Source organism: Pseudoalteromonas lipolytica, assembly GCF_900116435.1.
Lineage (GTDB): Bacteria > Pseudomonadota > Gammaproteobacteria > Enterobacterales > Alteromonadaceae > Pseudoalteromonas > Pseudoalteromonas lipolytica.
Genome location: NZ_FPAZ01000019.1, coordinates 1 through 26,982, shown reverse-complemented (window position 1 = coordinate 26,982; position 26,982 = coordinate 1). Strand labels below are relative to the sequence as shown.

At 42.2% G+C, this 26,982-nt stretch carries 21 protein-coding genes; 7 read left to right on the top strand and 14 right to left on the bottom strand.

Going from position 1 to position 26,982, the window contains the following annotated elements:
* Positions 1-48 precede the first annotated feature (48 nt).
* Entirely contained in the window at positions 49-681 is a 633-nt protein-coding gene (locus BM378_RS17195; protein WP_036971475.1) for a c-type cytochrome, read from the bottom strand.
* 283 nt (positions 682-964) lie between these two features.
* Here BM378_RS17195 and yihA point away from each other — a divergent pair, with 283 nt between their 5' ends.
* Positions 965-1,624: a ribosome biogenesis GTP-binding protein YihA/YsxC gene (gene yihA, locus BM378_RS17190; RefSeq protein WP_065978240.1), complete on the top strand. Its 660-nt coding sequence runs from the start codon at positions 965-967 to the stop codon at positions 1,622-1,624.
* Between the two features lie 4 nt (positions 1,625-1,628).
* Here the strand turns inward: yihA and BM378_RS17185 are convergent, their stop codons facing one another.
* From BM378_RS17185 to polA, 3 genes are all read right to left on the bottom strand, one after another.
* On the bottom strand, positions 1,629-2,147 hold the full coding sequence (locus BM378_RS17185) for a DUF1285 domain-containing protein (RefSeq protein ID WP_074989665.1): 519 nt from the start codon (positions 2,145-2,147) through the stop codon (positions 1,629-1,631).
* The gene (locus BM378_RS17180) at positions 2,147-2,734 is read right to left on the bottom strand and encodes a YceI family protein (RefSeq protein ID WP_036971482.1); all 588 of its coding nucleotides are present in this window, start codon (positions 2,732-2,734) and stop codon (positions 2,147-2,149) included. The genes BM378_RS17185 and BM378_RS17180 overlap by 1 nt, the downstream gene beginning before the upstream one ends.
* Positions 2,735-3,261: 527 nt before the next feature.
* Positions 3,262-5,997: a DNA polymerase I gene (gene polA, locus BM378_RS17175; protein WP_074989664.1), complete on the bottom strand. Its 2,736-nt coding sequence runs from the start codon at positions 5,995-5,997 to the stop codon at positions 3,262-3,264.
* 511 nt (positions 5,998-6,508) lie between these two features.
* On the opposite strand from polA, the gene elbB reads away from it, so the two are divergent.
* The 3 genes from elbB to BM378_RS17160 all read left to right on the top strand — a co-directional run bounded on the left by elbB (position 6,509) and on the right by BM378_RS17160 (position 10,514).
* Complete coding sequence (gene elbB, locus BM378_RS17170; RefSeq protein WP_036971490.1) at positions 6,509-7,159, top strand: isoprenoid biosynthesis glyoxalase ElbB; 651 nt, start codon at positions 6,509-6,511, stop codon at positions 7,157-7,159.
* Between the two features lie 181 nt (positions 7,160-7,340).
* Positions 7,341-7,733, top strand: a complete 393-nt coding sequence (locus tag BM378_RS17165; protein WP_065978244.1) for a c-type cytochrome — start codon at positions 7,341-7,343, stop codon at positions 7,731-7,733.
* Positions 7,734-7,934: 201 nt separating this feature from the next.
* Positions 7,935-10,514, top strand: coding sequence for a diguanylate cyclase domain-containing protein (locus BM378_RS17160; protein ID WP_036971496.1), 2,580 nt, complete (start codon positions 7,935-7,937; stop codon positions 10,512-10,514).
* A 24-nt stretch (positions 10,515-10,538) separates the two neighbouring features.
* On the opposite strand, the gene rep is transcribed toward BM378_RS17160, so the two are convergent.
* A complete protein-coding gene (rep, locus tag BM378_RS17155; RefSeq protein ID WP_036971502.1) occupies positions 10,539-12,551 on the bottom strand; it encodes a DNA helicase Rep in 2,013 nt (670 codons plus the stop codon).
* A gap of 110 nt (positions 12,552-12,661) precedes the next feature.
* Here rep and ubiK point away from each other — a divergent pair, with 110 nt between their 5' ends.
* Positions 12,662-12,925: a ubiquinone biosynthesis accessory factor UbiK gene (ubiK, locus tag BM378_RS17150; RefSeq protein ID WP_036971505.1), complete on the top strand. Its 264-nt coding sequence runs from the start codon at positions 12,662-12,664 to the stop codon at positions 12,923-12,925.
* 45 nt (positions 12,926-12,970) lie between these two features.
* On the opposite strand, the gene can is transcribed toward ubiK, so the two are convergent.
* The 7 genes from can to ilvG form a co-directional block, all read right to left on the bottom strand.
* Positions 12,971-13,633: a carbonate dehydratase gene (gene can, locus BM378_RS17145; protein WP_036971509.1), complete on the bottom strand. Its 663-nt coding sequence runs from the start codon at positions 13,631-13,633 to the stop codon at positions 12,971-12,973.
* Positions 13,634-13,651: 18 nt separating this feature from the next.
* The gene (locus BM378_RS17140; RefSeq protein WP_074989663.1) at positions 13,652-14,830 is read right to left on the bottom strand and encodes a methyltransferase; all 1,179 of its coding nucleotides are present in this window, start codon (positions 14,828-14,830) and stop codon (positions 13,652-13,654) included.
* 51 nt (positions 14,831-14,881) lie between these two features.
* Positions 14,882-15,886 carry an ABC transporter substrate-binding protein gene (locus tag BM378_RS17135; RefSeq protein ID WP_074989678.1) on the bottom strand — a complete coding sequence of 335 codons (1,005 nt, stop codon included), beginning with the start codon at positions 15,884-15,886 and terminating at the stop codon, positions 14,882-14,884.
* 118 nt (positions 15,887-16,004) lie between these two features.
* Positions 16,005-17,558: a threonine ammonia-lyase, biosynthetic gene (gene ilvA / locus BM378_RS17130; protein ID WP_065978247.1), complete on the bottom strand. Its 1,554-nt coding sequence runs from the start codon at positions 17,556-17,558 to the stop codon at positions 16,005-16,007.
* Positions 17,559-17,560: 2 nt separating this feature from the next.
* Positions 17,561-19,417: a dihydroxy-acid dehydratase gene (gene ilvD, locus BM378_RS17125; RefSeq protein WP_036971518.1), complete on the bottom strand. Its 1,857-nt coding sequence runs from the start codon at positions 19,415-19,417 to the stop codon at positions 17,561-17,563.
* A 109-nt stretch (positions 19,418-19,526) separates the two neighbouring features.
* On the bottom strand, positions 19,527-19,772 hold the full coding sequence (gene ilvM / locus BM378_RS17120; protein ID WP_036971521.1) for an acetolactate synthase 2 small subunit: 246 nt from the start codon (positions 19,770-19,772) through the stop codon (positions 19,527-19,529).
* Entirely contained in the window at positions 19,769-21,418 is a 1,650-nt protein-coding gene (gene ilvG / locus BM378_RS17115; protein ID WP_036971524.1) for an acetolactate synthase 2 catalytic subunit, read from the bottom strand. The genes ilvM and ilvG overlap by 4 nt, the downstream gene beginning before the upstream one ends.
* A gap of 526 nt (positions 21,419-21,944) precedes the next feature.
* Between ilvG and BM378_RS17110 the strand changes: the two genes are divergently transcribed.
* Entirely contained in the window at positions 21,945-22,823 is an 879-nt protein-coding gene (locus BM378_RS17110; RefSeq protein WP_036971526.1) for a TraB/GumN family protein, read from the top strand.
* A 24-nt stretch (positions 22,824-22,847) separates the two neighbouring features.
* Here BM378_RS17110 and modF read toward each other — a convergent pair whose 3' ends face one another.
* A complete protein-coding gene (modF, locus tag BM378_RS17105) occupies positions 22,848-24,305 on the bottom strand; it encodes a molybdate ABC transporter ATP-binding protein ModF (RefSeq protein ID WP_074989662.1) in 1,458 nt (485 codons plus the stop codon).
* Between the two features lie 128 nt (positions 24,306-24,433).
* On the opposite strand from modF, the gene BM378_RS17100 reads away from it, so the two are divergent.
* Complete coding sequence (locus BM378_RS17100) at positions 24,434-25,057, top strand: toast rack family protein (RefSeq protein WP_065978250.1); 624 nt, start codon at positions 24,434-24,436, stop codon at positions 25,055-25,057.
* An 18-nt stretch (positions 25,058-25,075) separates the two neighbouring features.
* On the opposite strand, the gene BM378_RS17095 is transcribed toward BM378_RS17100, so the two are convergent.
* Entirely contained in the window at positions 25,076-26,824 is a 1,749-nt protein-coding gene (locus BM378_RS17095; protein ID WP_074989661.1) for a response regulator, read from the bottom strand.
* Between the last annotated feature and the right edge of the window lie 158 nt (positions 26,825-26,982).

Genomic DNA, 26,982 nt, shown 5'->3' with positions numbered 1-26,982 from the left:
TAAACTGTCTAAATTATAATGCTAGTAATTTAAGCTAGCAATCAGACTTTAGTGTAAGCCACCTAAGTATTTTGAAAGTACTTCGATGTCTTTGTCTGTTAGCTTTTTAGCAATGTCTTGCATCATGCCATTTAAGTCGTTATTGCGCGTACCATCACGGAACTTTTCAAGTTGCGACTTAATGTATTCAGGATGCTGAAACGAAACTTTAGGGAATTTAGCAAGCGATGTGCCGTTACCACGCGGACCGTGACACGCTGCACAAGCTGGGATTCCACGCTCTGCATCACCGGCTTTATAAAGCTGTTGACCAACTTCAACAACATCTTTAGGTGTTACACCCTCAGACATGTTTAATGAAGAGAAGTAAGCTGCTAGGTCTTTCATATCTTGATCGCTAAGCGGCATAGCCATACCACTCATTACAGGGTCCATACGGCCCTCTTTGCCACCCGATGTCATACCTAGTTTAAACTCTTGTAGTTGTTTATAGATATAATCTGCGTGTTGACCTGCAATCTTAGGGTAGATATTAACCGGCGCATTACCGTCTGGGCCGTGACAGGCCGCACACGTTGCCGATTTTTCTTTACCTGCGTTTACATCGCCATCAAATGCTGTTGCGTTGCTTGCTGACAACGCACCAAGCAATATAGTTAAAGATAGTGCTATTTTTTTCATGGTGAATTCTCTGTTTCCGACCCTGTATCATCTACAATATGGATGTTGTGATTTCTATATTCTACACGATAATAAATTCTCTGGCACGTTTTCTGCCCACATTAAGCTTATAATTTATAGGGATTTGACTTAGATTAAGTTTCTACCTAGCAATTTTCCTTGTTCAAAGCCAAGTTAGCACGCTTAAATACGCTTTTGAATGCTGCTTTAATAGTATAAAATACGTGCCTTGAGTGGTTTTCGACCACTGACTGTTATTATTTATAAAAGATTAGGAGAGCCTGTGCTCAAATCTCGTATCAAATACAATACTGCGTCCTTTGTTACCAGCGCACCTGATATCTCTCGTTTACCTGCTGATACGGGGATTGAAGTCGCGTTCGCCGGTCGTTCAAACGCCGGTAAATCAAGTGCTCTTAACACCTTAACAGACCAAAAGTTAGCACGTACCTCAAAAACACCTGGTCGTACGCAACTTATAAACACCTTTGAGCTCGATGCCGACAAGCGCCTAATCGATTTACCGGGATACGGTTTTGCGAAAGTCCCCATTGAAATGAAAAAGAAATGGCAAAAATCATTAGGTGAATATTTACAAAAACGCCAAAGCCTTAAAGGCATTGTTGTGTTAATGGATATTCGTCACCCACTTAAAGATTTAGACCGCGACTTAATCGACTGGGCGGTCGGGAGTGAAATTCCGGTTCTTGCGTTACTCACTAAAGCCGACAAACTAAAGCAAGGTGCACGCAAAGCGCAAGTTTTACAAGTTCGTCGTGAACTAAGCAGCTTAGAGGGCGATATTACAGTTCATGCCTTTTCATCATTGAAAGGGACAGGCTTACCTGAAGTTGCTAAAAAGCTAGACGAATGGTTCTTAGGGCCTATTGAAATGCAAGAAGCAGAGTCGGAATCAGAATCGGATCAACAACCAGACGCTTAAGTTATTAAGCCAAGTAGTAGTGCTTGGATAATGACTCAATGAAATAGCCATCCTCATCAGAGCTGGCTATTTCAGCCCACTGATAATACACATTCCTCGATACTCTGGCAGCCAGTCCATGCGGCAATTTAAGGTATGGTACCGTCACGTTTTCAAATTCACGCAGTTGCAGTGGCTGACACGCAGTGACTAACCAAGTGCGCTGTAAATTATCAATACAACACAACGCGTTTCCTTGCTCTGTTTCTTCAAAGCGCCAATCTACGATAATAAAAGGCACATCGGCCACGGTGATAGCCATTTTCTCGACAGGCGTTTTTAGATAATAGCTGTCTGCTTCTTTGCAAATAACAGAGGCAAACAGCTTAACCATCGCTTCTCGTTTTATTTCACTGCCCGCGTAGAACCACACGCCATGCACATCAATGCTAATTGGCAACTGACCACAATGGGTCGGTTGCCACTTATCAAATGGTTTGTCTGGCTGTGCAAGTGCGGTTTCTAGCTCAGCAAGTGACTGCATTACTTTTCTTTATCAAGAGTCAGTGAAAATGTAACCGGAACGGCAGTAGCAATTGACGGTAAACCAGCCAGTTTTTGTAATTCAGCAATACCTTCAGTCACTTTAAAATCAGCAGCATTAATAATCACGGGCGTAAACGATGACACAGTTACATCACCCGTTGGCGACATATTAGCAAGTACATCAAGTGTTAGTTCTTTCTTATTACCATGAAAATCAAGTTCAGCTTTAAGACCTTTTAATACATGCTGCCCAGGCACGAGCTTTGATAAAGCTTGGCTTAAATCAGCTGTTAATACGGCATTAGGAAACTGGGCTGTTTCAAACAGGAGCTTAGTCATGCGCTCGTTACGGATGGGGATCAGCGTTTCAACAGACGTCAGGTCGATCACTAACTTAAATTGACCTTGCTCGTTTAAGGTTCCTGATACGTTTTTAAAATGATGAGCTTCAGCGATTGCGTTTTTCTTTATTGAAACAAAGCTTACATTGCTTTGTTCATTATTAACTTGCCAATTAGCACTCGCCAATGGGGCAACAAATAAACTTGATAATGATAAGGCTGTAATAGCCAAAGATTTAAACATAACGCATTCCTTCGAAAGTAATTAAGAATCACTTTGATGGTATCACCTGCGCTAATTTGTGCAATGAATTGTATGATAAGAACAAGAAAAAACGGCTCACTCAATAAAGAGTGAGCCGGTATAGCAAACTGGGGAGAAGCTATCAATACGTTGCATCTTTTCAGATGCATCATCAACAGGATGTCCTACAGGATGAGGACGGCGCGGACTTTAGCAAATACCCACCTAAAAATAAATTAAATATGCAGCAAAAGACCATTAATTGATAAACATATAACGAAACTCTAAAACTGTCTTTTCTTGTTAACCTTAAGTTTACAAAAAAAGTGATCGTTCAACTGGCATAAGAGGTCATTTTTAATGGATCACACGCTCACTTTGTATGATCAAAATAACTGTGTGGTGAAGATTCAAAGTGCTCGTTTTACGTTTTGGCGGGTTAAAACATGGGCGGTATTAATGTGCAGGTTATCCTCATTGCCGAATACCCAGCATTAAGCAAGATATTCGGCATAAAATCAGCAAAACTAGTGAGCTTGCTGCCAGTTATCCCCACTGTCTGCTTCAACAATAAGGGGGACATCAAGGGTCGCAGCTTCTGACATCAGCTTACAGATTTCAGCTTTGAACTCATCAACACACTCTTCTTTAATTTCAAACACTAATTCATCGTGTACTTGCATAAGTAGCTTCACTGCGCCTTCGGCTTGGGCATTTACCCACTGATGCACTTTAAGCATTGCTTTTTTAATAATATCGGCGGCAGTACCTTGCATTGGCGCGTTAATAGCAGCACGTTCTGCCGCTTTACGTCGTGCGCCATTACGCGCATTGATCTCAGGTAAATGTAAGCGTCGACCAAAAATGGTTTCTACATACCCTTTATCCGCCGCTTTTTGACGCGTCGTTTCCATGTATTCAAGTACACCTGGGAAACGCTCAAAGTACTTATCAATATAGTGCTGTGCTTCGTGGCGAGGCACATCTAATTGACGAGATAAACCAAATGCCGACATACCGTAAATTAAGCCAAAATTGACAGCTTTCGCTTTACGACGCATATCGCTGGTGACGTCCTCAAGACTAACACCAAAGACCTCTGCCGCTGTTGCACTGTGTACGTCTAAGCCATTGGCAAAGGCGGTCAGTAAGCCTTTATCTTGCGATAAATGCGCCATAATACGTAATTCAATTTGGCTGTAATCGGCAGCCACAATTTTATGGCCCGCAGCCGCAATAAATGCTTCACGGATACGACGCCCTTCTTCCGAGCGGATCGGAATATTTTGTAAGTTAGGATCTGTTGAACTTAAACGCCCTGTTGCCGTTACCGCTTGATGATACGAGGTATGTACGCGTTTGGTACGCTCATTCACCATTAATGGCAGCTTATCTGTGTAAGTTGATTTCAACTTTGATAAACCACGATGCTCAATGATTACTTTAGGCAAAGGATAATCATGCGCCAGCTCTTGCAATACTTCTTCAGCTGTAGATGGCGCCCCTTTTGGCGTTTTTTTAATTACTGGCAGTTCAAGCTTCTCAAATAAAATTGCTTGTAGTTGTTTAGGTGAGCCTAAGTTAAACTTTTCACCCGCCATGTCATATGCTTCTTGTTCAAGCTCGAGTAAACGTTCACCCAATCGCTGGCTATGGGCAGCTAACATGGTACTGTCAATCGCGACACCAGTACGCTCAATATCTGAAAGTACAGAGACAAGCGGTAACTCAATCTCTTCAAATACTGATTTAAGTTGGCTATCAGCTTCAATCTTCGGCCACAACACCTCGTGTAAGCGTAATGTAATATCAGCGTCTTCAGCAGCATATGGCGCTGCTTTTTCAAGTTCAATTTGATTAAAAGTCAGCTGCTTTTTGCCTTTTCCAGCAATCTCTTCAAAACTGATATTTTTATGCCCTAGGTATTTAAGTGCTAACGAGTCCATATCATGACGACTGCCCACACTATTAAATACATACGACTCCAACATCGTGTCGTATTTTATACCGTTTAATTCAAACCCAGCATTAGCCAGTACACTTTTATCGTATTTTAGGTTTTGCCCCACTTTCGCTTTGCGCTCGTCGGCTAAAATTGGGCCAATTTTTGCCATTACCGTGTCGAGTGTTAATTGTTCTGGCGCATCGGGATAATCGTGAGCAACCGGAATATACGCCGCTTCGCCGGCCTTAACCGCAAAGCTCATACCAACTAATTGTGCCTGCATGTAATCAAGGCTGGTTGTTTCGGTATCAAAGGCAAATAACTCAGCCTCATTTAACTGCTTAACTAGCGTATCAAGTTGTTGCTCAGTAAGAATGGTTTCGTAATGAGCATCACTCACTTGGGGCAATTCATTTTCTTCGGTTGGTACATCTAAATGTGTATCTGCGTCTTTCGGGTTATCGAGTAATTCAGCTAACCAGCGACGGAACTCGCACTCACCGTATAAAGCAATTAACTCATCTCGATTAGGCTCTTGTAACTTGAAGCTTTCTAGGTCAGATTCAACCTCTACATCACATTTTATCGTTGCCAGTTCGTAACTCAGTGGTAAATGTTCAAGCGCAGCTGCCAGCTTTTCGCCTATTTTGCCTTTGATCTCACCGGCATGATCGATTACACCTTGTAACGAGCCATACTTTTGTAACCATTTCACCGCAGTTTTAGGGCCGCAACCATCAACGCCAGGAATGTTATCAACCTTGTCGCCCATCAGCGCTAAGTAGTCGATGATCAATTCAGGGCCTACACCAAACTTTTCAACCACCGTGTCAGGGTCTGAAATACTATCGGTCATGGTATTAATAAGTGTGACGTGCTCATTCACAAGCTGCGCCATATCTTTATCACCTGTAGAGATCAACACATGGCGTTGTTGCTCAGAAGCAATGCGTGCAAATGTACCAATAACATCGTCAGCCTCGACCCCTTCAATACTAATAAGCGGAAAACCCATCGCCTTAATAATATTGTGAAGTGGTGCTATTTGTGTGCGTAAGTCATCCGGCATAGGTGGACGATTCGCTTTATATTCACTGTACATGTCATTTCTAAAGGTTTTACCTTTGGCATCAAACACCACCACCATATGCGACGGATCATATTGTTTGATTAGACTCTTAAGCATATTAACGACGCCATAAATAGCCCCTGTAGCCTCTCCTTTCGAGTTTGTTAGGTGAGGAGGTGAATGATATGCGCGGAATAAATAGGAAGAACCATCAACAAGAATAAGTGGATTTTCAGGGATCTGAGCCATGGTGAAATTGGATCCTAAATGAATAACAATAAATTGATTGTAAGCATGCCATAAGGCTATGAAGAAAACGACTGTGAATTATTGAGCAGTAACACATTCATAAATAGCAAGCTGTGGATAACTTTGTAGATAAAACCCACGAGCAATTCTCCCAAAATGTAAAAACATTTAGGAATTTTCTGTAAGCACATGTTTTGGTTTAAAAAAGATAATACGAGGTTCTTTTTTTATTATTTTTATCCGATGTGGAAAACGGTTTTAGCTACTCATGTCCATTGCTTGCTTAACGATGAATAAATATCCCTTTTCATAACCGGAGGAGTATTCTAGCACAATGGATCAAAGATCATAGCGATCCTTTATACTTTTTTGTACGTTTGTATTTTATAAAAAGGCATAAACAGCAATTTACCAAGCGTCTCGAGCAGTCGACCCAGAAAACTTTTTTATTTTGTCGACTGACACGCATAATTGATACACTAACCAAAGTTGCATTAAGGAGGAATATCTAATGAAAAAAGTGGCTGTAATTTTAGCGGGTTGCGGTGTTTACGATGGCGCAGAAATCAATGAAGCAGTATTAACTTTGCTACACATAGCCAAAGCAGGTGCACGCTATCAATGTTTTGCTCCTGACATTGAGCAACTGCATACCATTAACCACTTAACCGGTGAAGAGATGACGCCAAATCGTAATGTTTTAGTGGAAGCAGCACGTATTGCGCGTGGCGAAATAAAAGCTATCACAGAACTAAACGTGAATGAATTTGACGCACTCATCATACCCGGCGGCTTTGGTGCGGCAAAAAACTTATCTGACTTTGCTGTAAAAGGCGCAGATGCTCAAGTACAAGATGATGTACTCCATGCGTGTACTGCGTTTGTTAAAGCAAATAAAGCAGCGGGATATATGTGTATTGCACCTGCCATGCTGCCACTTATTTATGGCCAAGGCGTAAAAACAACCATTGGTAACGACCAAGATACCGCAGCGGCTATTCAACAATTAGGCGGCGATCACCAATACTGTGCCGTTGACGACATTGTTGTAGATGAACAACATAAAGTGGTTACAACCCCTGCATATATGCTTGCGCAAAGCATTTTAGAGGCTGATGCTGGGATTGAAAAATTAGTCAGTAAAGTATTAGAACTGGCATAATAACACTGTAGCGATTCAGCACATAAAGCTGATTTTTATTGCGCTGGAGCAAAAAATGGCTTTTTTTATCAAGAAAAAGCCTTTCAGAGCATTTTATAAATTGTGGCTTAGCGTTATAATCGTTCTAATTTCCGTCAGATATCGTGATTGATCACGTTCAAATCGAAGTGAGCAAGGCAAAATGAAAAAACTATCAGCTGCATTATTACTGCTAGCAACAACGGCATACGCACAAGCGTATGACAACTCTTTGACTGAAGACGCAATTAAGAAGCGTCTAGCGCCAATTGGTTCTGTATATCTAGAAGGTGATAAAGCTGCTGCGGCTGCTGAACCTACTGGTCCTCGTTCTGGCGAGCAGGTGTATCAAGCATCATGTTTCGCTTGTCACGGTACTGGCGCATTAGGCGCACCTAAATCAGCTGATGATTGGGCTCCTCGTATCGCTAAAGGCAAAGACACTTTACTTAATCACGCCTTAAATGGTTTCAATGCAATGCCTCCTAAAGGTACGTGTATGGACTGTTCTGATGAAGAAATCAGTGCTGCTATCGACTTTATGACAAGCAAATAACAGTTATAAACATAATACGAAGGGCTTAATTTATTAGGCCCTTTTTTTTATGCCTGAAATACGCACAAAAATAATAATTTAGTACTAGCAACCTTGTCTGTATAACCCCTTAATTAGCCTATCTGCTACTTGACGATCTACGAAAAAAGTGGAACTATAAAGAACAATATTTAAACAATAATAAAAACTGGTTCTAAATCATTGGAAGATTCAGCAACACACATTGATAAGCTAGTCCGTAGAAATGCTCGCTTAAAATCGCTTATACAAAAATATAAGCAATCTCATCACTTGCAACATGCTCTATTACAGTTATCAGAGCAAGCAAGCACTGTTGCCGAATTAACCCTTCTTTACCCCGCTATTCACGATATATTGCAAAGCTTTATCCCAAGTAAAAGCTTTTACGTTGTGCTGCACAACCCTGTGAACGATCTTTTAGAACTGTCGTATTTTGCAGACGAAAAAGATGGCCTTTCTGTGCCCTTAAAATACGATCAACACTTCAAAGAGGGGTTAACTGGTCATGTATTCAAACATGGTAAAACCAGCTACTTTACTAAAGAACAAACCCAACAAGCTGTTGAAAAGGGTCAATTTAAAGCTTTAGGGACCCCCGCAGAGCACTGGGTTGGCGTACCGGTCTATCGTGACAAAACCATCATTGGCGTGATGGTGGCGCAGAGCTACGATAAAGCGCAAAGCTATTCTGAGCAGCAAATTGAACTGTTAGAAGTGATGTCACTTTACCTTGCAACTGCTATAGAACGCGTTAAAAAGCGCGAACTTCTTGAGTCCGAAGTCAAAATTCGCACCCGCGCACTGACGCAAAGTAACCAGGCACTCAATGAAGAAATATTACACCGAAAAAAAGCATTAGAACGACAGCAAATACTGTTTAAGATCTCTGAGCTTGCAACACTGAGTGAAAATCTAGAAGACGTATATCAGCATGTACACAAAATAATAAAAACCATTACGTACGCAGATAACTTATATATTGCGCTGTATGACCAACAATCTCACTGGCTAAGCTTTCCTTACTGCGTTGATGAATACAGCGATAATGCCGAACCTCGGCCATTTGCTAAAGGCTACAGTGAGTTGGTACTGAGTACCGAAAAATGCCAAGTGATTGATGCAAAGCGCGCGAAAAGCCTCATAAAACTGGGTGTCATAGAAAGGCCTAGAGATATTCCGCCCGAAGAATCTGCCACCAGCTGGTTAGGAGCGCCACTAAAGACATCACAAGGGGTAATTGGCTTAATTGTTTGCCAAGCATATAACAATAAACATGAATTTAGCCAAGATGATTGTGAACTCATCACCTTCGTTTCACACCAAATCGCCAATGTAATCCAAGCCCATTTAGCTAACCAAGAACTTAAGCAAAGCCACCAAAAGCTTGAACATCGCGTTGCTGAAAAGACCAAAGAATTGCGCCAAGCCAATATGCACTTACAAATGCAAATGGAAGAGCGTAAAAAAATTGAACAACAGTTATATCACGATGCACATCATGACTCGCTCACCAGCTTACCGAATCGAAGCTTGTTCTTAACACAGCTTGAAAAAACGCTGCAGCATTATCAACGCTATCCAGAGCAACAATTTGCAGTGCTGTTTATCGACTTAGATAAATTTAAAGATATTAACGATCAATTAGGTCACCAAGCTGGGGATCAGTTTTTAATTAGTGTCGCAGAATCATTTTCTCACTGTATTCGAGAACATGATTTACTTGCACGATTAGGCGGCGATGAGTTTGTTGTTTTGCTCACCCATTTAACAGAGCCGCAGCAAGCAGAAGATGTTGCAAAACGCATTATTGAAATCATGAAGAAACCTTTCTGCATGAAAGGTCAATGTATTCAAAGCGGTGCAAGTATAGGGATTACCTACTCAAAAACGAGTTACAAGCACACCGATGAGATTATTCGTGATGCTGATGCGGCCATGTATTATGCTAAAAACGCAGGGCGCAACCGCTTTGAGTGTTTTCATCCTTTACTCAATGCGACGACCTCACAGCATGAAGCTGAGAATATGCATCACCTTGATGATTTACCAATGCATTTTAGAAGCTCAGAAATCATTACGCTTGACGAGTCAGCACATGCTGAGTCGCTATTAGAGGCGTTTGGAGAACACCCTGTACTTGGCAGTACCAGCTTTGAAGTACTCAAGAAGTTTGCCACTGATCGTATTCAGCATTTCGAAGTTGAGCTGAGTTTACTCAAACAAGCTTTTTCATTAGCCGCCCAAACAAAGTTACAAAAGGTGTTATTTCCATGCTCAGGATTAGTGCTTGAACGCATCAACTTTAAAGCGCTATGTCACCTTCTCAAAGCGCATGATGCTAAAAAGATATGTTTATTATTTAATGAACAAGAAATTCGTTATGCATCGGCTGTACAAATAGAAAACCTAAAAAGTCTTGTGGCACAAGGATTCTCGATAGGTTTGAATGAGTTTGCAAAAGATCGCTGTGAATTGAACTTACTGACCGAATTTAAGTTCGATTACTTATTATTAAGCTCAACTTTCAGTAAGCGTGTGCTACAACAAGAAAACTATCATTTACAGCTTCAAGGTGTACTGGCTATTACCCATATTCAAAATATCCAAGTCATAGCCAAAGGCCCATCGATTTTTAACTACCGTACCCTGTTAGATAAACACGGCTTATCGCTGTTTATTGGCAAACAGCATGCACTTGCGCCCTTCAATAAAGAGACGACAAGCACACACTCGACAATACCGCTTGATTTAAATATTTAAACATGTGCATTGAGCATAACGGCGTTACTTTTTAAGCATGGCACGCAAGTTAGCAACACGTGCTTGACCTTTCTCCATTCGCTCTGCTTGTGAAGAAGGCGGTTTCTTTGCTTCAAAGGCCAAATCATCCTGTGGTAACTCCTGCACAAAACGACTCAGCTCTGTATCCGATGTTTCACCAAACTGACGGCGCAGCTTAGCGTATGTCATAACCAACTCTTGCTGGGCTCTTGTGATACCTACGTAAGCAAGACGACGTTCTTCTTCAACGTTATCTTCGTCGATGCTCACTTGATGAGGTAATAACCCTTCTTCCATTCCCACCATAAATACATACGGGTATTCCAAGCCTTTTGAGGCATGCAAAGTCAAAAGTTGTACCGCATCAGATTCATCTTCTTCTTCATTGCGCTCAAGCATATCGCGCAGCGTTAACTTGCTCACCACTTCTGCTAAATTCAACGGGGGGTTATCGGCATCACCGGTCAGCATATCGGTGATCCAACGATATAACTCCGACACATTCTTCATACGCATTTCTGCGGCTTTTGCGCTAGGCGATGACTCGTAAAGATACGCTTCGTAATTAATTTGCCTGACCAGTTCTTTTACCGCTTCGAGCGTGTCACCCCGCACTGCATTATCAGACAGTTCAACCACCCAACGAGCAAACCCTGCTAACGCATTAAAGCCCCGCCCTTTTAAACGATGTGCAAGTTCAGGCTCAAAGCAGGCAGCAAATAAACTAATGTGCTTTTCGTTGGCAAGTGTGCCTAATTTTTCGAGAGTGACGGTACCTATTTCTCGTCGTGGGGTATTCACGATACGTAAAAATGCATTGTCGTCGTCTTGATTAACCAACAAGCGTAAATACGCCATGATATCTTTAATTTCTGAACGTGAGAAAAACGACATTCCGCCACTAATTTTATATGGGATACGGTTACTCATCAGCGCTTTTTCGAATACGCGCGCTTGGTGATTCCCCCGATATAAAATGGCGTAATCTTTATAGCTGGTCCGCTTCATGAACTTATGCGAAATGATCTCTGCAACAACGCGTTCAGATTCATGCTCTTCGTCACGACAGCCAATGACTTTAATCGGTTCACCATAACCTAGTTCACTGAACAGTTTTTTATCAAACTCATGCGGATTATTAGCGATAAGAATATTGGCTGCTTTAAGAATACGCCCTGCACTTCGGTAGTTTTGTTCAAGTTTAATTAAACGCAAACCCGGAAAGTCTTTACTCAATAACACCAGATTTTGTGGTTTAGCACCACGCCACGAATAAATTGATTGGTCATCATCTCCCACCACCGTAAAGCGAGCACGTTCACCCACTAATAACTTAACCAATTGATACTGGCTCGTATTCGTATCTTGATACTCATCCACCAGCAAATAACGAAAACGCTGTTGCCAACGCTCACGTGCTGTCGCATTTTGTCCCAGTAGCAAGGTGGGGATCATGATCAGATCATCAAAATCGAGGGCATTATAAGCTCGTAGTTGATTTTGATAGCGGGCATACAACTGGGCAAACAGTGCTTTTTGTGGCTCACGCGCTTCACGAATCGCCCGTTCGGGTAAAATAAGCTCGTTCTTCCAACTGCCTATCTGCATTTTTAACAGGTTTAATAAGTCTTTGTCTTTTTTTAGTTCGTCTTCTGTAAGCTCGGTTAATAATTGATTGGTATCTTGATCATCAAACAATGAGAATCCTGGCTTAAAGCCTAATGTGGTTAATTCTTTTTTGATGATCTCAAGACCTAAGGTATGAAATGTCGAAACCCATAACCCTTTAGACTCTTGCTTACCAAGCGTTTGTGCAACACGCTCGCGCATCTCTTTTGCCGCTTTATTAGTAAAGGTCACGGCTGCTATGTTACGTGCTTGATACTCACACTTTTGCACCAAGTAAGCGATTTTGTTGGTAATTACACGCGTTTTACCTGAGCCTGCGCCGGCTAATACCAAACACGGTCCACTGATATACTTTACCGCTTCATCTTGTTTTGGGTTGAGTTTCATAAGCCCCTAAGAAATTATCCAAAGACATAACTGGCAATTTTACCGTAATCACTACACTACGCCTAGCCAATAAGGTAAGATTGTTTTTTTACGTGACTCAAGGGACGAAGATGATCAACCCAGCAAAACTTGAAGAAATCGCAAAGCAAATCACTGATAACATGCCACAAGGCGTGAAAAACCTTGCCGACACCATTGAAGGTAAAACGAAGCAAGCTATTCAAAACAAACTTGCTGAGATGGACTTTGTAAGCCGTGATGAGTTTGATATTCAAAGCCAAGTACTTATTCGAACTCGTGAAAAACTCACGGAGCTAGAAGAAAAGGTTGCCTTACTTGAACAACAACTTGCTAGCAAACAAGACGAACAATAAAAAAGGTGAGCTACTTAGCTCACCTTTTTTCTATCCATTTAAGTCTTAACTTTTCTCTGCAATACGTTCGAAAACACGTTTTACCGCAGTACCGTATGTCTCTGTGGCTTCTTCTGCACAGGTCACCACGGATTCAAGGTCATTTAAATGACCATTTGCTAAACCATACACCCAACCATGAATCGTAAGTTCTTGGCCTTTCGCCCACGCATCTTGCACGATATTAGTACGGCACACGTTACGTACTTGCTCAATTACATTGAGTTCAATCAGGCTGTTTAAACGTTCTTTTTCTGGTAATGCGTTTAACTGTTCGATGTGTTTTTCTTTTACATCACCAACATGACGTAGCCAGTTATCAATTAAGCCAAAGCGTGCTTCATTTAAAACCGCTTGAACCCCCCCACAGCCATAGTGTCCAACGACCATAATGTGCTTAACTTTAAGTACTTCAACCGCGTACTGCATGACTGATAAACAGTTATGGTCAGTATGCACAACCACATTTGCAACGTTACGGTGTACAAATAACTCACCCGGTAATAAATCAACTATCTCATTAGCGGGTACACGTGAGTCCGAACAGCCAATCCACAAGTACTCGGGATTTTGTTGCATTGATAGAATTTTAAAAAACTCAGGATCACTTTCACTCGTACGCGCAGCCCAACGTCTATTATTTTCGAATAAATTTTTTAACTTTCTCATTGCGCCTCTTTACGATTTTTAATAATTAGCTTGGATCAAGATATTCCTTGGTGTGAGCTGTTTTTCACAAAACGTACTTACTGATACCTGATAGCCTTGTTGTTGCAAATATAAAGCACGATCGAGCACGAGCCAAACTTCAATTGCTCTTCTGAACACATGTCGGATGAGTTCAATGCGTTCTGTGACCCTTTTACGCTGCTTACCTATCTCTAAAAATGCATTGTAATCAATATCATCTGGTATATGTAGTGACTTTTTATCAGCTGCCCACAAACAAAACGACCTAAAAGAATCAGAAAATACCGCTTTATTCACGGAAGGCACACTCACATAGTGCTGAACACCGGTAATTGATTTACGTAATGCATCAAAACCAAGTCGCCACTCGACTTCTGTTTTTCTCACTTTATCAACCCGACTTGGTGCGGTCACGGTTTCTTGCAAGGCCAGCTTTAAATCGCGATGGGTTAGCGTCAATTGACTATGCTGTGCATGCTCACTCATTGCTTGGTAGGCATCGTCGGTAAATAAGTGATAACAACAGGGTGAAAAGCTTATCTGCTGGGTTTTGGCCCGAATTGCCTGCTGCATAAATGTTTGGTGTAAACGACCACATGCATGTAAAGCGACGGCATGTTGCTCTGTTTTAAAAAATGCATCGGTGTTATCCGTTAATACATTCGCTTGTGAAAACTGCATGGCTAATTGTTGCTGCTTAGCACTATGAGCTCCCTGCTCACACAGGTGCTCTTGTAGTTCAATACTGTGTACCGAGGGTGCGCCACTAAATGCCAGCATCCGCCCTAAGTGTCCTTTGCCTGCACACCACTCTAAAACAGGGTGTTGCTGTGAATTTTTGCTGATCGCTGCAACAAAATCTTGTAACTGCTCAAACTTGCGTCCTTTGATGCCATTACTGATCCAAAATGGAAACTCATTCCTTGGCAACTTTGTTGTGGGCAGTTCGCATAAGGCATTAAGTTCATCAACACCGTCTATAGCATCGCAAAAGTATTGATATAAAGCATGCTGGTCGGCATCAAGTTCACTCACTTGGCTGTCATCAATCGCCCATAATAAAGACGTTAATTCAGGCCATGGAATATCATCAAAGTCAAATGCCGTGCATTGCCAGTATTGGCGAGTTGAATAAAGCAGTGTATCTAAAGCAGCAAAGTGCTGGGCAAGTGTCATAACTACAAAAACGACAAAAAATAAAAGTGAGTATAACAGTTTTTAAGAGGTTTAACGCCTTCCATTGCTTATTAGACCAATGTACAAAGGAACACATGCAATGCTCAATATTATCGCTAAAATAAGCATCCAAGATAACTCTATGCCCTCGCTTTGCTGTTGATCATACATAAACCCTGAAAATGCATGATCAAATTCGTCTTGATCGATGTTGTAAAGGTCAGCGATAAGTCGCCATTTAGCCATCGACATGCCCCCCAACTTGCTGCCCGGTGGCTGAATATAGTTAGCGAGTACATCGGCTTCATAAGCAAGTTCCTGCATACTTTTGTGCGGGGCATAATCATGCTGAGTGACATTAATACTCTCATTCATATTATGCAGTGCATAACGCCATCCCTTTAAACTTGCTTGATAAAAACGCTCAACTATATCCGGTTTATTTTTAAGCATAGCCTGCGAGGTATATAAAATATCGCCATACACATTCAGGCCAAATTTTTGTGGACAAATTAATCGGTGCCCAACACCACGCAGTGTTAAAGTATACGGCTCATTAGTTACATACACTTGCACGGCATCAAGTTCGCCAGCTAACCACTGCTCTATTCCGCCTTTTTGGCTTGCAGCCATTAAACTTTGATAATCAAGCCCCGCCCTTTGCAGCATGACTAACAACTCTGCGTTTTCAAGTGAGCTAATTTTACTGAGTTTTTTACCCGCAAAATCACGCGGCTGGAAAATATCAGAGTTATTTTTAACCATCCAACAATAGGGGGAGAACTGCAGCATAGCCGCTAAGGCAACAACGGGGGCACCTTGCACACGTTGTTGCAAAATACCAGAATGCGTAATAGCAAAGTCGGCTTGACCATTTAACACCTGATCAAACGTGTTAGGGTTGTTAGGATCTGCGGGTAAAATAGTGACATCAAGTCCAGCGTCTTTATAAAAGCCTTTTTTTGCTGCCATGTAATAGCCAGCGAACTGGAATTGATGAGTCCATTTTAGTTGCAAGGTCACCTTGTCTGAGCCATTGGCACTTATGCTTAGCATTAAACAGAGTAACCCTAAGTAATAACGCATTCCTCGCACGCATCGTCCTTGCTTTACAATCGTGCAATAACTATAGGAAAAATATGCAAAAAATCAAGGCTCCTCGATGGAGCCCAGTTTATTGATTGGCAGCTTTAGCTTCACTCAACTTTTGACCTTGAGTCGTTAAAAATTGCGTGAAACATGGATTATTGGTTTCATCCTGAACATTATAACCAAGACGATTTAAATGCTCGTTAAATACGTCGTAATCACTCGGTTCGATGGCAAATGCAGCAAGTACATTACCTACAGAGCCACCATGATTGCGATAATGGAATAACGTAATATTCCAGTTACTGCCTAACGTATCTAAAAATCGCGCTAATGCACCTGGGTATTCAGGAAATTCAAAACGTAATAATCGCTCATGTAATTGCGCTGGGGCTTTTCCACCCACCATATAACGAATGTGTAATTTAGCCAATTCGTTATCTGACAGGTCACAAAATGTATAGCCATTTTCAGTGAGTACTGCTTTTAACTCATCTAGCTCTTGCTGACCTTGGCGAAGTGCAATACCCACAAATATTTGTGCTTCACCCGGTCCTGCATAACGGTAATTAAACTCTGTAATAGCTCGGCCACCTAACGAAGCACAAAATTGCTTAAAGCTGCCTTTTTCTTCTTTGATGGTGACGGCGAGTAATGCTTCGTTCTTTTCACCCAACGCAGTGCGCTCAGCAACGTAGCGTAAACGATCAAAATTTAAATTCGCGCCCGATAAAATAGCAGCAACATTTAAGCCTTTTACACCGCTTTGCTGACACCATTTTTTCAAACCCGCTGTCGATAAGGCCCCTGAAGGCTCAGCAATTGCACGAGTAGAAACAAAGATATCCTGCATAGCAGCACAAATCTCATCGCCACTCACGGTCACAACTTCATCACAAAACTTTTGTGCTAAGCGGAACGTTTCGGTGCCGATTATTTTTACCGCTACGCCATCAGCAAAACTACCAACGCGGTCAAGCTCCACAGGTTTCCCCGCCTCTAATGCTGCTTTTAAACACGCACTTTCATCCGCTTCAACACCAATTACTTTGATATCAGGTCGCAATGATTTTATGTACACAGCCATTCCCGCCAACAAGCCACCACCGCCAACAGGAATAAAAACGGCATCAAGGTCGTTTAGCTGCTGCATCAGTTCTCGCGCAACTGTGCCTTGACCAATAATGACATCGGGGTCATCAAAAGGAGGCACAAATACGCCATTGCGCTGCTCTGTTAGCGCTAACGCGTGGGCTTTTGCTGCATCAAAGTGATGACCATGTAATACAACCTCACCACCTAGCGCGCGCACTGCACTCACTTTAATTTCGGGTGTGGTTACCGGCATAACAATTGTCGCTTTGTGCCCTAAAAACGATGCACTTAACGCGACGCCTTGAGCATGGTTGCCAGCCGATGCAGTGACCACATCAGAGCCCTTTGGCAACTTACTCAACTTATGGAATGCACCGCGCAATTTAAACGAATAAACCGGTTGTTGGTCTTCACGCTTCAACCACACATGATTACCGAGCCTTGCGCTAAGTTCGGCCATTTCACTGACCTCAGTAACCTTTGCAAGCGGCTCCATATTTGCTTGGATGATAGCGCGAAAATAATCGAGCTCCTGTGAAACCATGATTAACTTAACTCCTCAAGCTTAGCTAAATCACGGACCGCCCCTTTGTCTGCACTGGTTGCCAATAATGCATACGCTTTAAGTGCCGATGATACATAACGCTCACGATCGCGTGGTTTAAAGGCCTCTTTACCACGTGCTAATTGCTTTTGCTTACGTGCTTCAAGCTCTTCATCGCTCAGGGCTAAGGTGATTTCGCGGGTGGCGATATCAATAATAATTTTATCGCCGTTCTCTACATACGCAATTGCTCCCCCGCTGGCAGCCTCAGGCGAGACATGACCAATCGACAAACCAGAGGTACCACCCGAAAAACGGCCATCAGTGATCAATGCACATTTTTCACCTAAACCTACCGATTTTAAGTAGCTGGTCGGGTACAACATCTCTTGCATACCTGGGCCCCCTTTTGGACCTTCATAGCGGATCACCACAACATCACCCGCTTTTACTTCACCATTTAATATACCTTCAACTGAATCATCCTGTGATTCGTAAACCACTGCTGGGCCTTCAAAATGCAGCATTTCTTCAACAACACCGGCACTTTTAACAATACAACCATCCAGCGCTAAATTTCCCGACAGCACCGCTAAGCCACCATCTTGACGAAACGCATTTTCAACACTGCGAATACAGCCATTTTCACGATCGTTATCCAGTTCAGGCCAACGACATTCTTGGCTCATCGCCTTTGTAGTGCGGATACCCGCTGGGCCTGCTTTATAGAACTTTTGGGCAACGGCATTGTTTGGATCTGTGGCATTCCACTTCTCAACTAACTCCGCCATCGTCATCCCAGCAACGTGATCCACAGACAAATCAACTAAACCCGCTTTACCTAGCTCACGGATAATTGCCATCATGCCACCAGCGCGGTGCACGTCTTCAATGTGATATTTGCTTGTGGCAGGTGCAACTTTACATAAAAAAGGCGTTTTGCGTGAAAGCTCATCAATATGCGACATATCAAAATCGACACCCGCTTCTTGGGCTGCGGCTAATAAATGTAACACCGTGTTTGATGAGCCACCCATTGCAATATCCACCACCATTGCATTCATAAAAGCGGTGCGATTGGCGATGGCACGTGGTAATACGTCGGCATTATCTTTTTGATAATACTCACGGCATAAATCAACGATGCGTGCGCCTGCTTCAACATATAACTGTTTACGGTCTTTATGAGTGGCAAGTGTTGTGCCGTTACCAGGCAATGCCAAACCAATTGCTTCTAATAAGCAGTTCATTGAGTTAGCCGTAAACATCCCCGAACATGAACCACACGTTGGGCACGCTGAGCGCTCTACTTTGTCTGAGTCTTCGTCGCTGACTGAGCTATCGGCACCTTTCACCATGGCATCAACTAAGTCGAGTTTAATGTCGATATCAGCAAGGCGGGTTTTACCTGCTTCCATCGGTCCACCTGACACAAAGATAACCGGAATATTTAAGCGTAATGCAGCCAGCATCATACCTGGGGTGATTTTGTCGCAGTTAGAAATACAGATCATCGCATCGGCACAATGCGCGTTAACCATGTACTCTACTGAGTCAGCAATCAGATCGCGAGAAGGTAGCGAATACAGCATACCGCCGTGGCCCATCGCAATCCCATCATCAATCGCAATGGTATTAAATTCTTTTGGTACACCACCCGCTTCAGTAATCGTTTCGGCCATTAACTCACTGAGTTGATTTAAATGAACATGCCCTGGAACAAACTGCGTGTATGAATTCACAACAGCGATAATTGGCTTACCGAAGTCCTTATCTGTCATTCCTGTTGCACGCCACAATGCACGTGCGCCTGCGCGTTTACGACCTTCTGTTGTTGTTGCACTTCGTAATTTAGCCATAGTTACCTCTGTTGTTGCAGTGGCGTGCCACTGACTTCCTCATTCCTAATTTATTTCTTACTAAAGCATAGTCTGTGCTGCTCTAGTTACCTGTTGAATTTGTCTGTGATTAAATTGCTTGCTGTTGCAGCTGACTCTCAAGCGTCACATGCTTTACATCGACCAATTTATTTAACTGCGACGTTAATAAATGAATGGGTTTATCGCTAACCACTGTCATAGTCACTCTGAATGCATCTTCTGCCATTTCTAAGTTCATTTTTGTTAGATCAAAACCGCGATGACGGGCAACGCGTAAAAAGCGCTCAACAGCGACACTTTGATTTTTGAGTGCAATCGTTAGGGTGTGTTTCATTTTACAGTCTCCGTCATCATCTCATCATTGGCTGCACCGGGTGGTACAAGCGGCCATACATTTTCTTTGTCATCGATACAGACATGTAAAATGTAAGGACCTTGACTATTCACAAGTGCATCAATCGCCGTGTCAACTTCATCCGCTCTTGTCACAGTTTGACCTGGGATACCAAACACTGCAGCGAGTTGAACAAAATCAGGGTTATCTGAAAGATTGGTCTCAGAATAACGCCCCTCGAAAAATAACTGCTGCCATTGACGTACCATGCCTAAACGCTGGTTATCTAAGATAAGTATTTTTACTGGTAAATTATTACGGCGAATTGTCGCCAGCTCTTGAATGTTCATCATGATTGAGCCATCACCCGAGACCGTAATAACAAAATCGTCTGGGCGTGCCACTTGTGCACCTATTGCCGCAGGCAAACCAAAGCCCATCGTACCCGCCCCGCCACTGCTTAAATGATTGCTGGGGTGCGAAAACTTCATATGCTGTGCAACCCACATTTGATGCTGGCCCACATCACAGCACACCACACCGGTCTTCGGCATTTTTTGGCTCAGTTGATTTAGCAGGTAAGGCGCAAATACTTTTTCACCCGGGTAGTCATAACGCCACGCATGCTCTTTCATCATACTTTCAATGTGCAAAAGCCACTCATCTGGGGTTACAAAGCAATCGAGTTGCGGTAGAGACGTTTTTAAGTCAGCGACGAGAGACGCTTTTACAGGCTTTCGTTTGCCGATTTCTGCTGCATCGATATCCAAATGAATAACTTTAGCTTTTGCGGCAAACTTACTTAGGTTGCCCGTAACTCGGTCATCAAAGCGCGCACCAATACACACTAAAACATCGCATTCTTGTACTGCTAAATTAGCCGCTTTGCCACCGTGCATACCTAGCATGCCAAGGTCGTACTCGTAATCAGGTAACACACTCCCCAACGCTTTTAACGTTGTTACCGCTGGCATGTGGGTTTTTTCTAAAAACTGCATAAGCTCGTTTTGTGCATCTGCGGCTTGTACACCGCCCCCCACATAGGCAACGGGTCGTTGTGCTTCACTTAATATTTGATTCGCAATGGCAACTTGGTTGGGGTCAAGTTTTGGCAACGTATCTTCTGCCGCTAACCAAGGATGGAATGGCACCTGTGCCATTTGAATGTCTTTAGGAATATCGACTAACACAGGACCCGGACGCCCTGTTTGCGCTAGGTGGATGGCTTCTTGCAGTATTTCAGCTAAATCTTCAGGGCGTTCAACCATGTAGCTGTGCTTTGTACAAGACAACGACATACCGAGTACATCAATCTCTTGGAATGCATCTGAGCCAATCGCTGCGGTAGGCACTTGCCCCGTTATCGCCAGTAATGGCACCGAATCCATCATCGCATCAGCCAATGCCGTGATAAGGTTGGTCGCACCCGGGCCTGACGTTGCAAAACACACTCCCAACTTACCCGTACTACGTGCAAAACCTACAGCGGCAAAGCCAGCGCCTTGTTCATGACGGGTCAAATAATGTTTGACTGGCGCGCCATACAAAGCGTCGTAAATAGGCATGATGGCACCACCCGGGTAACCAAAGACATCCTTTACGCCATGTTTGGCTAATAAATCGATTGTTAACTCTGCGCCTGTCATCTTAAATCCTCATTCCTCAGTGACATTGTGTATTTTTTGCGGTTAAAACAAAAAGCCCCCCGGACTGTTAAGTGCGGGGGGCTTTTTTAATGCTTCACTTTTCTCTAAGCACTAAGTAGCCCCCGCGGTAATAATAATCACCACGACGTTAATTAGGATTAGAGATAGTTTATTTGTAAGCATTTACTGATACCAAATTCGTGTCATTTGTTGCGGAAATCTAGCCATCCCGCTGCCTTTTTCTATTAGTACCGCGCCCAGCCCCTCAAGTCAACATAAAAATCAATTCAAAAAACATCACGAAAAACGAAATTAAAGAAATAAATATCTAATATTAACTGTATTTAAGATTAAAAATTCACATATAGCTAGCTATTGAAATTTCACACCTCGTTATAACCAATTAAATGATTGATTAATTTTTAGCTTTCATAGGTAATTTTTTTCGGGTTGTCCTCATTTTATTAAACCTCTCTGTGAAAATTAGTTTAGTATTGAAAACAACAACAGCATGAAAAGGAAAGTTATGAAATTCATACAGCGTATTAATGCCCTGTTTTTTGTTCTACTACTACTGGGCTTTAGTCAGCAAGTATTTGCTGAACCAGGACTTTGGAAAGTAGAGAAAAACGGCATTGCCTCATATTTATTCGGCACGGTGCATGTCGGTGATAAAAGTATGCAAGGACTGCCAAGCAAAGTAACCAATGCACTTGATAAGACCGATAAAGTCATCGTTGAAGTCGATATCAGTGCGATATCTCCTGTCGATATGCAACGTCGCTCATTGCCTTTTATGATGCTAAAAGACGGCAAAACATTACAGTCAGAACTCTCTGAAGCTAACTATGCCAAACTGCAAAAATACTTTGCTGATAAGTCCATAGATATTGCTATGTTTAAAAACTTAGCACCGTGGGCCGTCATGATAACCATGATGCAAATGGAGTTTCAAAAAGTGGGGTTTTCTGACCAATACGGAATTGACAAGCAAGTCCTTGCTTACGCTAAAGACCATAAAATTTCAGTGGGTGAGCTTGAAACGCTAGAACGACAAATGGAAATGTTTGAACACTTGGCAATCATGAATGATAAAATGATTGAAGAAACTTTCGCGCAACTCGCCGATGCCGACACCTATTTCTTTGGTTTAATAAACGCGTGGAAGTCGGGTGATATGGAAACACTCACTCAATTTTATAACGAAAGTTTTGATGACTCACAGTATGGTGAACTCAGTGAACAAGTGATGCTAATTGATCGCAACAACAACTGGGTTGAGCAATTATCTAAGCGTATCGGTAAAGAAAAGCTATTTATAGCAGTCGGGGCACTGCATTTGCCTGAGCAGCACGGTTTACTTAAACAGCTAGCCGATAAAGGCTTTACGGTGACACGCATTTAAATCAATTGCATGTCCAAAAAGCGCCTAAGGCGCTTTTTTTATGTCATTTTCCATCTCTAAATAATGCGCTATTCCAGCAATGTGATCGCTTGCATGGTGATTAACATAAATCACGGTACTGGTTTTTGCGCTGCAAATTTTTTTGATTAATAATAAAACCCGCTGTCTGTTTGCCTCATCAAGCCCTAAACATGGCTCATCGAGAATGAGTAAGTTAGGATGCTTAACCATCGCGCGGGCAATCAACAACAAGCGTTGATCACCAAATGACAACTGAGTAAATGAACTGTTTTGTTTATCACTTAAGCCAAGTAGTGCTAGCCAATTTTTAGCTATAGCCAGCTGTTTATCACTCGCTTTTTGATAAAGGCCAATACTGTCATAAAAACCAGAAATAATCGTATTCAACGCCGAAGTACCCACACGGTAGTCCATGTGTAACGCATTAGAAATATAACCAATATGCTGCTTTATTTGCCAAATACTTTCGCCACTCCCCCGCTGATAACCAAATACCTTGATGTCGTTGTTATAACACTGTGGGTTATCGCCAGTAATGAGGTTTAATAGGCAGGTTTTACCAGAACCGTTTTTGCCGGTTAATTGCCAATGCTCGCCTTGATTAATTTGCCAATTAAGCTTTTCAAAAATAGCTTTTCCGCCAAAGCTGACCGACACATTCGTGAGTTTAACCAGGATAGGGTCAATAAGCGGTGGTGCTTGATGGTCACTATCAGCCTCTGGTATCTCTAAATCGGTGTGTGTTAGATGCAATAGTTTAAGTAAATCATCTCGCTGTTCAGCACTTGGCTGCGCTAATTGATGAGTAACTTTACCGTCTTTTATAAACGCATAATGATCAACACAGTCTGGAATCTCAGATAAGCGATTAAGCACAAAAACCATCGTTGTTGTTTCACTTAACTTTGCTAACTGATGGTTCAATTCAGTCATCGCTGCTACATCTAAGCCATCAAAGGGCTCATCAAGTACCAATAGCTCAGGCTGACCTATTAACGCTTGGATCAGCATTAATTTACGTGTTTCACCGGTCGATAAATCACGAAACGCTTTATGTAGTTTACTTTCAAAATCAAAGGTCCCTAATAGCTGATTGAGCAGCTGATTGTCGATTTGTTGAGGGCTTCGACCTGCTAAAATGAGGTCGCTGACACGACTGAATGAAGACACCCCTTCAATAATATCGTCCTGATCTTTGTTTAATTCTTCTGCAAGTAATTGCTTTTGTCTATCTGGCGATACCAGCGCGACGCGCTCAAAACTATTTGTGTACTGGCCTTGTTCGATAGTAGCAAACCCAGCGATAACAGCCGCTATTGCCGACTTTCCGGCCCCATTTGCACCTAGTAACACCCAGTGCTGCGATGCTGATACTGTCATGCTTAAATTGTCTACACAATATACATCATTGCCCTGCCCTTTTAGGCTGGCTTTAACATTAACCAACTGCGTTTGTTGCACTTTGAACCCTCATTCCACGTTATGTTTAGTTCGACGTTACCGCATTCAATAAAAAATTAAAAACCGTTTAAACCTTTTTTAATCACCGCTGCGACTAAGGTATAAAAGGTCATTAACAGGAACATACAATGAAAAAATTACTGGGTGTAGCAGCAGTGGGCTTAATACTGACAACCTCACAAGCAATGGCAAAAGATTCACGTGAACTCAATCACACGTTTGCGATTAATAATGCCAGTCAGCTTGATATCGACTTTCCGGTGGGCAGCTTAGAAGTACAAAGCTATGACGGCAGCGAAGTACACGTCACCATTCGTATTGAGCCAAAAAATGACAAAGGCTGGTTTGGCTCAGAGATTGACTTGTCAGACATCGAACTGAACCACTCTCAACGCGCTAATCTATTAAGTTTGAAATTAGATAACGATGACATTCAACAAAATTGGTTAGTTAAAATGCCAAAATCAATGGCGATTGATGTTGAATTAGGTGTGGGTGACATTGAGATTAATGAACTGAGCAATTCGGTTGAGATTGAACTGGGTGTCGGTGCAGTGCGGATCGATAGTGCACTTGATGACTACAAACGCATTGAATTAGAGTCAGGTGTTGGTGATACCAAAATTCGTGGCTTAAAAAATGAGGCTAACACGCACCGTAAAGTGGTGAGCTCACAGTCAAGTTACCAAGGCAACGGTCAGTACAACATTGACGTAGAAGTCGGCGTTGGTGACATAAAAGTTAGACACTAACTCTTCATTTTAAACAACTTATCCCTGTTTGCCCTCTGTGAATAATGCGCCGAGGGCTTTTTGCACTGACTCGACTGAAATCGGCTTATACACATGCATATCGGCGCCTAAGTCATAAATTCGTTGCAAGTCCTCATTCGAGGTGTTGGCTGTTACGGCAAGTATCGGCGTTAATAGCGATTGTTCATTGCGGATAATATCTGTTGCCTTAAAACCATCCATAACTGGCATGTTTAAATCCATAAATATCACATCGTATTTTTTTTCAGCTGTCATACTTGTCGCAATTAAGCCATTACTCGCAATGTCATAACTAAAGTCAAACTGACTAATAATACGCCCTAAAATTGTGGCATTGAGAGGATTATCTTCAACTATTAAGCAATGCAGGTTTGTTGGTAACTGCATTGGCATTTCAGATTTGGGGGCATTTTCGAGATCCAAATGAATAACGACTTTAACCCCATGAGGCTGAACGTTTTGAAACTCAATCTTGCCATTCAGTGCTTTTACAATATGCATAACCCGTAAAAGGCCTGTTTTTAAGCCCTGAAAATGCTGTTCGCTATCATGCTCAAAGTCAAGTAGCTCAGCAGGAGGATGCTCAAAACCGGTGCCATTATCTTGCACTTCCAGAATAACCTGTTTGTGACCTTTGCAAATCGCATTCACGGCAATTCGACCTTGTTTAGGGGTGAACTTAACCGCATTATTGATAAGCTCAGAAAGCACTTGTTGTAGCCTTGCGTGATCGGTCACCACGTCTTTGTCTAATGCCTCAGACATATTCACACTGAGCGTAATATTTTTATCGTTACACGCGTACTTATAAGGCGCAATAGCTTGATTCAAGGTGGTTAGTAAGTTGCTTGAATGTGGCTTTAGCTGCCAGTCGCCTGATGATAGCTGTTGTAAATCGAGTAGCTCATCGAGCATAGCTACCAAACGGTTAACGCAGTATATGGCTTGTTGCTTCGTCAGTTGTTGATTATCGCTAATATCAAGCGCTTCTATCGACGAGGTAAGACCTTGCAAGGGGGTTCTGAACTCATGACTTGTTCGCGCAATAAACCGCTCTTTATTTTTATTAACCCGCTCTGCATACTCTTTTTGTTGTTGGTATTTCTGAATGGTATTTGCAATCAGCTTTTCCATTGGTTTAAAAATAAAAATAAGCTCTATGATTAACAACACAATAGCAGCAAGCCAAAACACCACCTCAAGTACCGAGATAATCGTGACTTTATACACCGATTCTTGCTCGAGTAATTTTACCGCTTGATCTAACTTAGTTAGCAGCGCCTCTAATTGTTCGCTCACAAAAATAGAACTGTCTATATTGCTGGAGTTAGTGCGACTATTTAATAACTGCTGAGCCTGACTTATGTAGCGCTTAACATGCGCATCAAGTTGGTTTGGAGGAGAAAAGTAATGCGCTTCGAGTGCAGAGTTTAAATGAATAAATTCGCCATTGTCTTGTTCAAGTAAAAACTGATGTCCTGACACAAATTGTTCTACAGCCTGCTGTAACAACCTACGATGTTGCTCTTTTAGACGCTCTGAATCCTGATAGATCAAGGCATTTCCATGCAGCGCTATTTTTTGTGAAAGCATCCGCTGCTTACCGGCAATGTTGATCACCTTCGCATCCCCTTTTTGCACATAAAAAAGAGTCTGCATTAGGGCAGCAGAGATGGTTATCAAAATAGCAATGGCTGATAACCCCCACCGATATCGTTGTCGGATATCCTTAACTAGCTTCAACATGTATTACTCATTTATTTTTAAGCATAATTGTAGTTCACATTTCACAATAAAGCCCACTCTAGGTGTAATGCAGATCAGTTAAGCATATTTTTATGATCACTTGACTGATCTTTTCATAGCTTCACAATCCGATATTAGAAATAGTATCGGATTTTTTT

Coding starts and splice junctions, on each gene's coding strand:
- rep (WP_036971502.1), bottom strand. CDS start 12,551: ATGAAACTCAACCCAAAACAAGATGAAGCGGTAAAGTATATCAGTGGA.
- ilvG (WP_036971524.1), bottom strand. CDS start 21,418: ATGACAGGCGCAGAGTTAACAATCGATTTATTAGCCAAACATGGCGTA.
- BM378_RS17095 (WP_074989661.1), bottom strand. CDS start 26,824: ATGTTGAAGCTAGTTAAGGATATCCGACAACGATATCGGTGGGGGTTA.
- BM378_RS17135 (WP_074989678.1), bottom strand. CDS start 15,886: ATGCTAAGCATAAGTGCCAATGGCTCAGACAAGGTGACCTTGCAACTA.
- ilvM (WP_036971521.1), bottom strand. CDS start 19,772: ATGAAACACACCCTAACGATTGCACTCAAAAATCAAAGTGTCGCTGTT.
- BM378_RS17140 (WP_074989663.1), bottom strand. CDS start 14,830: ATGACACTTGCCCAGCACTTTGCTGCTTTAGATACACTGCTTTATTCA.
- ubiK (WP_036971505.1), top strand. CDS start 12,662: ATGATCAACCCAGCAAAACTTGAAGAAATCGCAAAGCAAATCACTGAT.
- elbB (WP_036971490.1), top strand. CDS start 6,509: ATGAAAAAAGTGGCTGTAATTTTAGCGGGTTGCGGTGTTTACGATGGC.
- ilvA (WP_065978247.1), bottom strand. CDS start 17,558: ATGGTTTCACAGGAGCTCGATTATTTTCGCGCTATCATCCAAGCAAAT.
- BM378_RS17180 (WP_036971482.1), bottom strand. CDS start 2,734: ATGTTTAAATCTTTGGCTATTACAGCCTTATCATTATCAAGTTTATTT.
- BM378_RS17165 (WP_065978244.1), top strand. CDS start 7,341: ATGAAAAAACTATCAGCTGCATTATTACTGCTAGCAACAACGGCATAC.
- ilvD (WP_036971518.1), bottom strand. CDS start 19,417: ATGGCTAAATTACGAAGTGCAACAACAACAGAAGGTCGTAAACGCGCA.
- BM378_RS17195 (WP_036971475.1), bottom strand. CDS start 681: ATGAAAAAAATAGCACTATCTTTAACTATATTGCTTGGTGCGTTGTCA.
- BM378_RS17100 (WP_065978250.1), top strand. CDS start 24,434: ATGAAAAAATTACTGGGTGTAGCAGCAGTGGGCTTAATACTGACAACC.
- BM378_RS17110 (WP_036971526.1), top strand. CDS start 21,945: ATGAAATTCATACAGCGTATTAATGCCCTGTTTTTTGTTCTACTACTA.
- BM378_RS17185 (WP_074989665.1), bottom strand. CDS start 2,147: ATGCAGTCACTTGCTGAGCTAGAAACCGCACTTGCACAGCCAGACAAA.
- polA (WP_074989664.1), bottom strand. CDS start 5,997: ATGGCTCAGATCCCTGAAAATCCACTTATTCTTGTTGATGGTTCTTCC.
- can (WP_036971509.1), bottom strand. CDS start 13,633: ATGAGAAAGTTAAAAAATTTATTCGAAAATAATAGACGTTGGGCTGCG.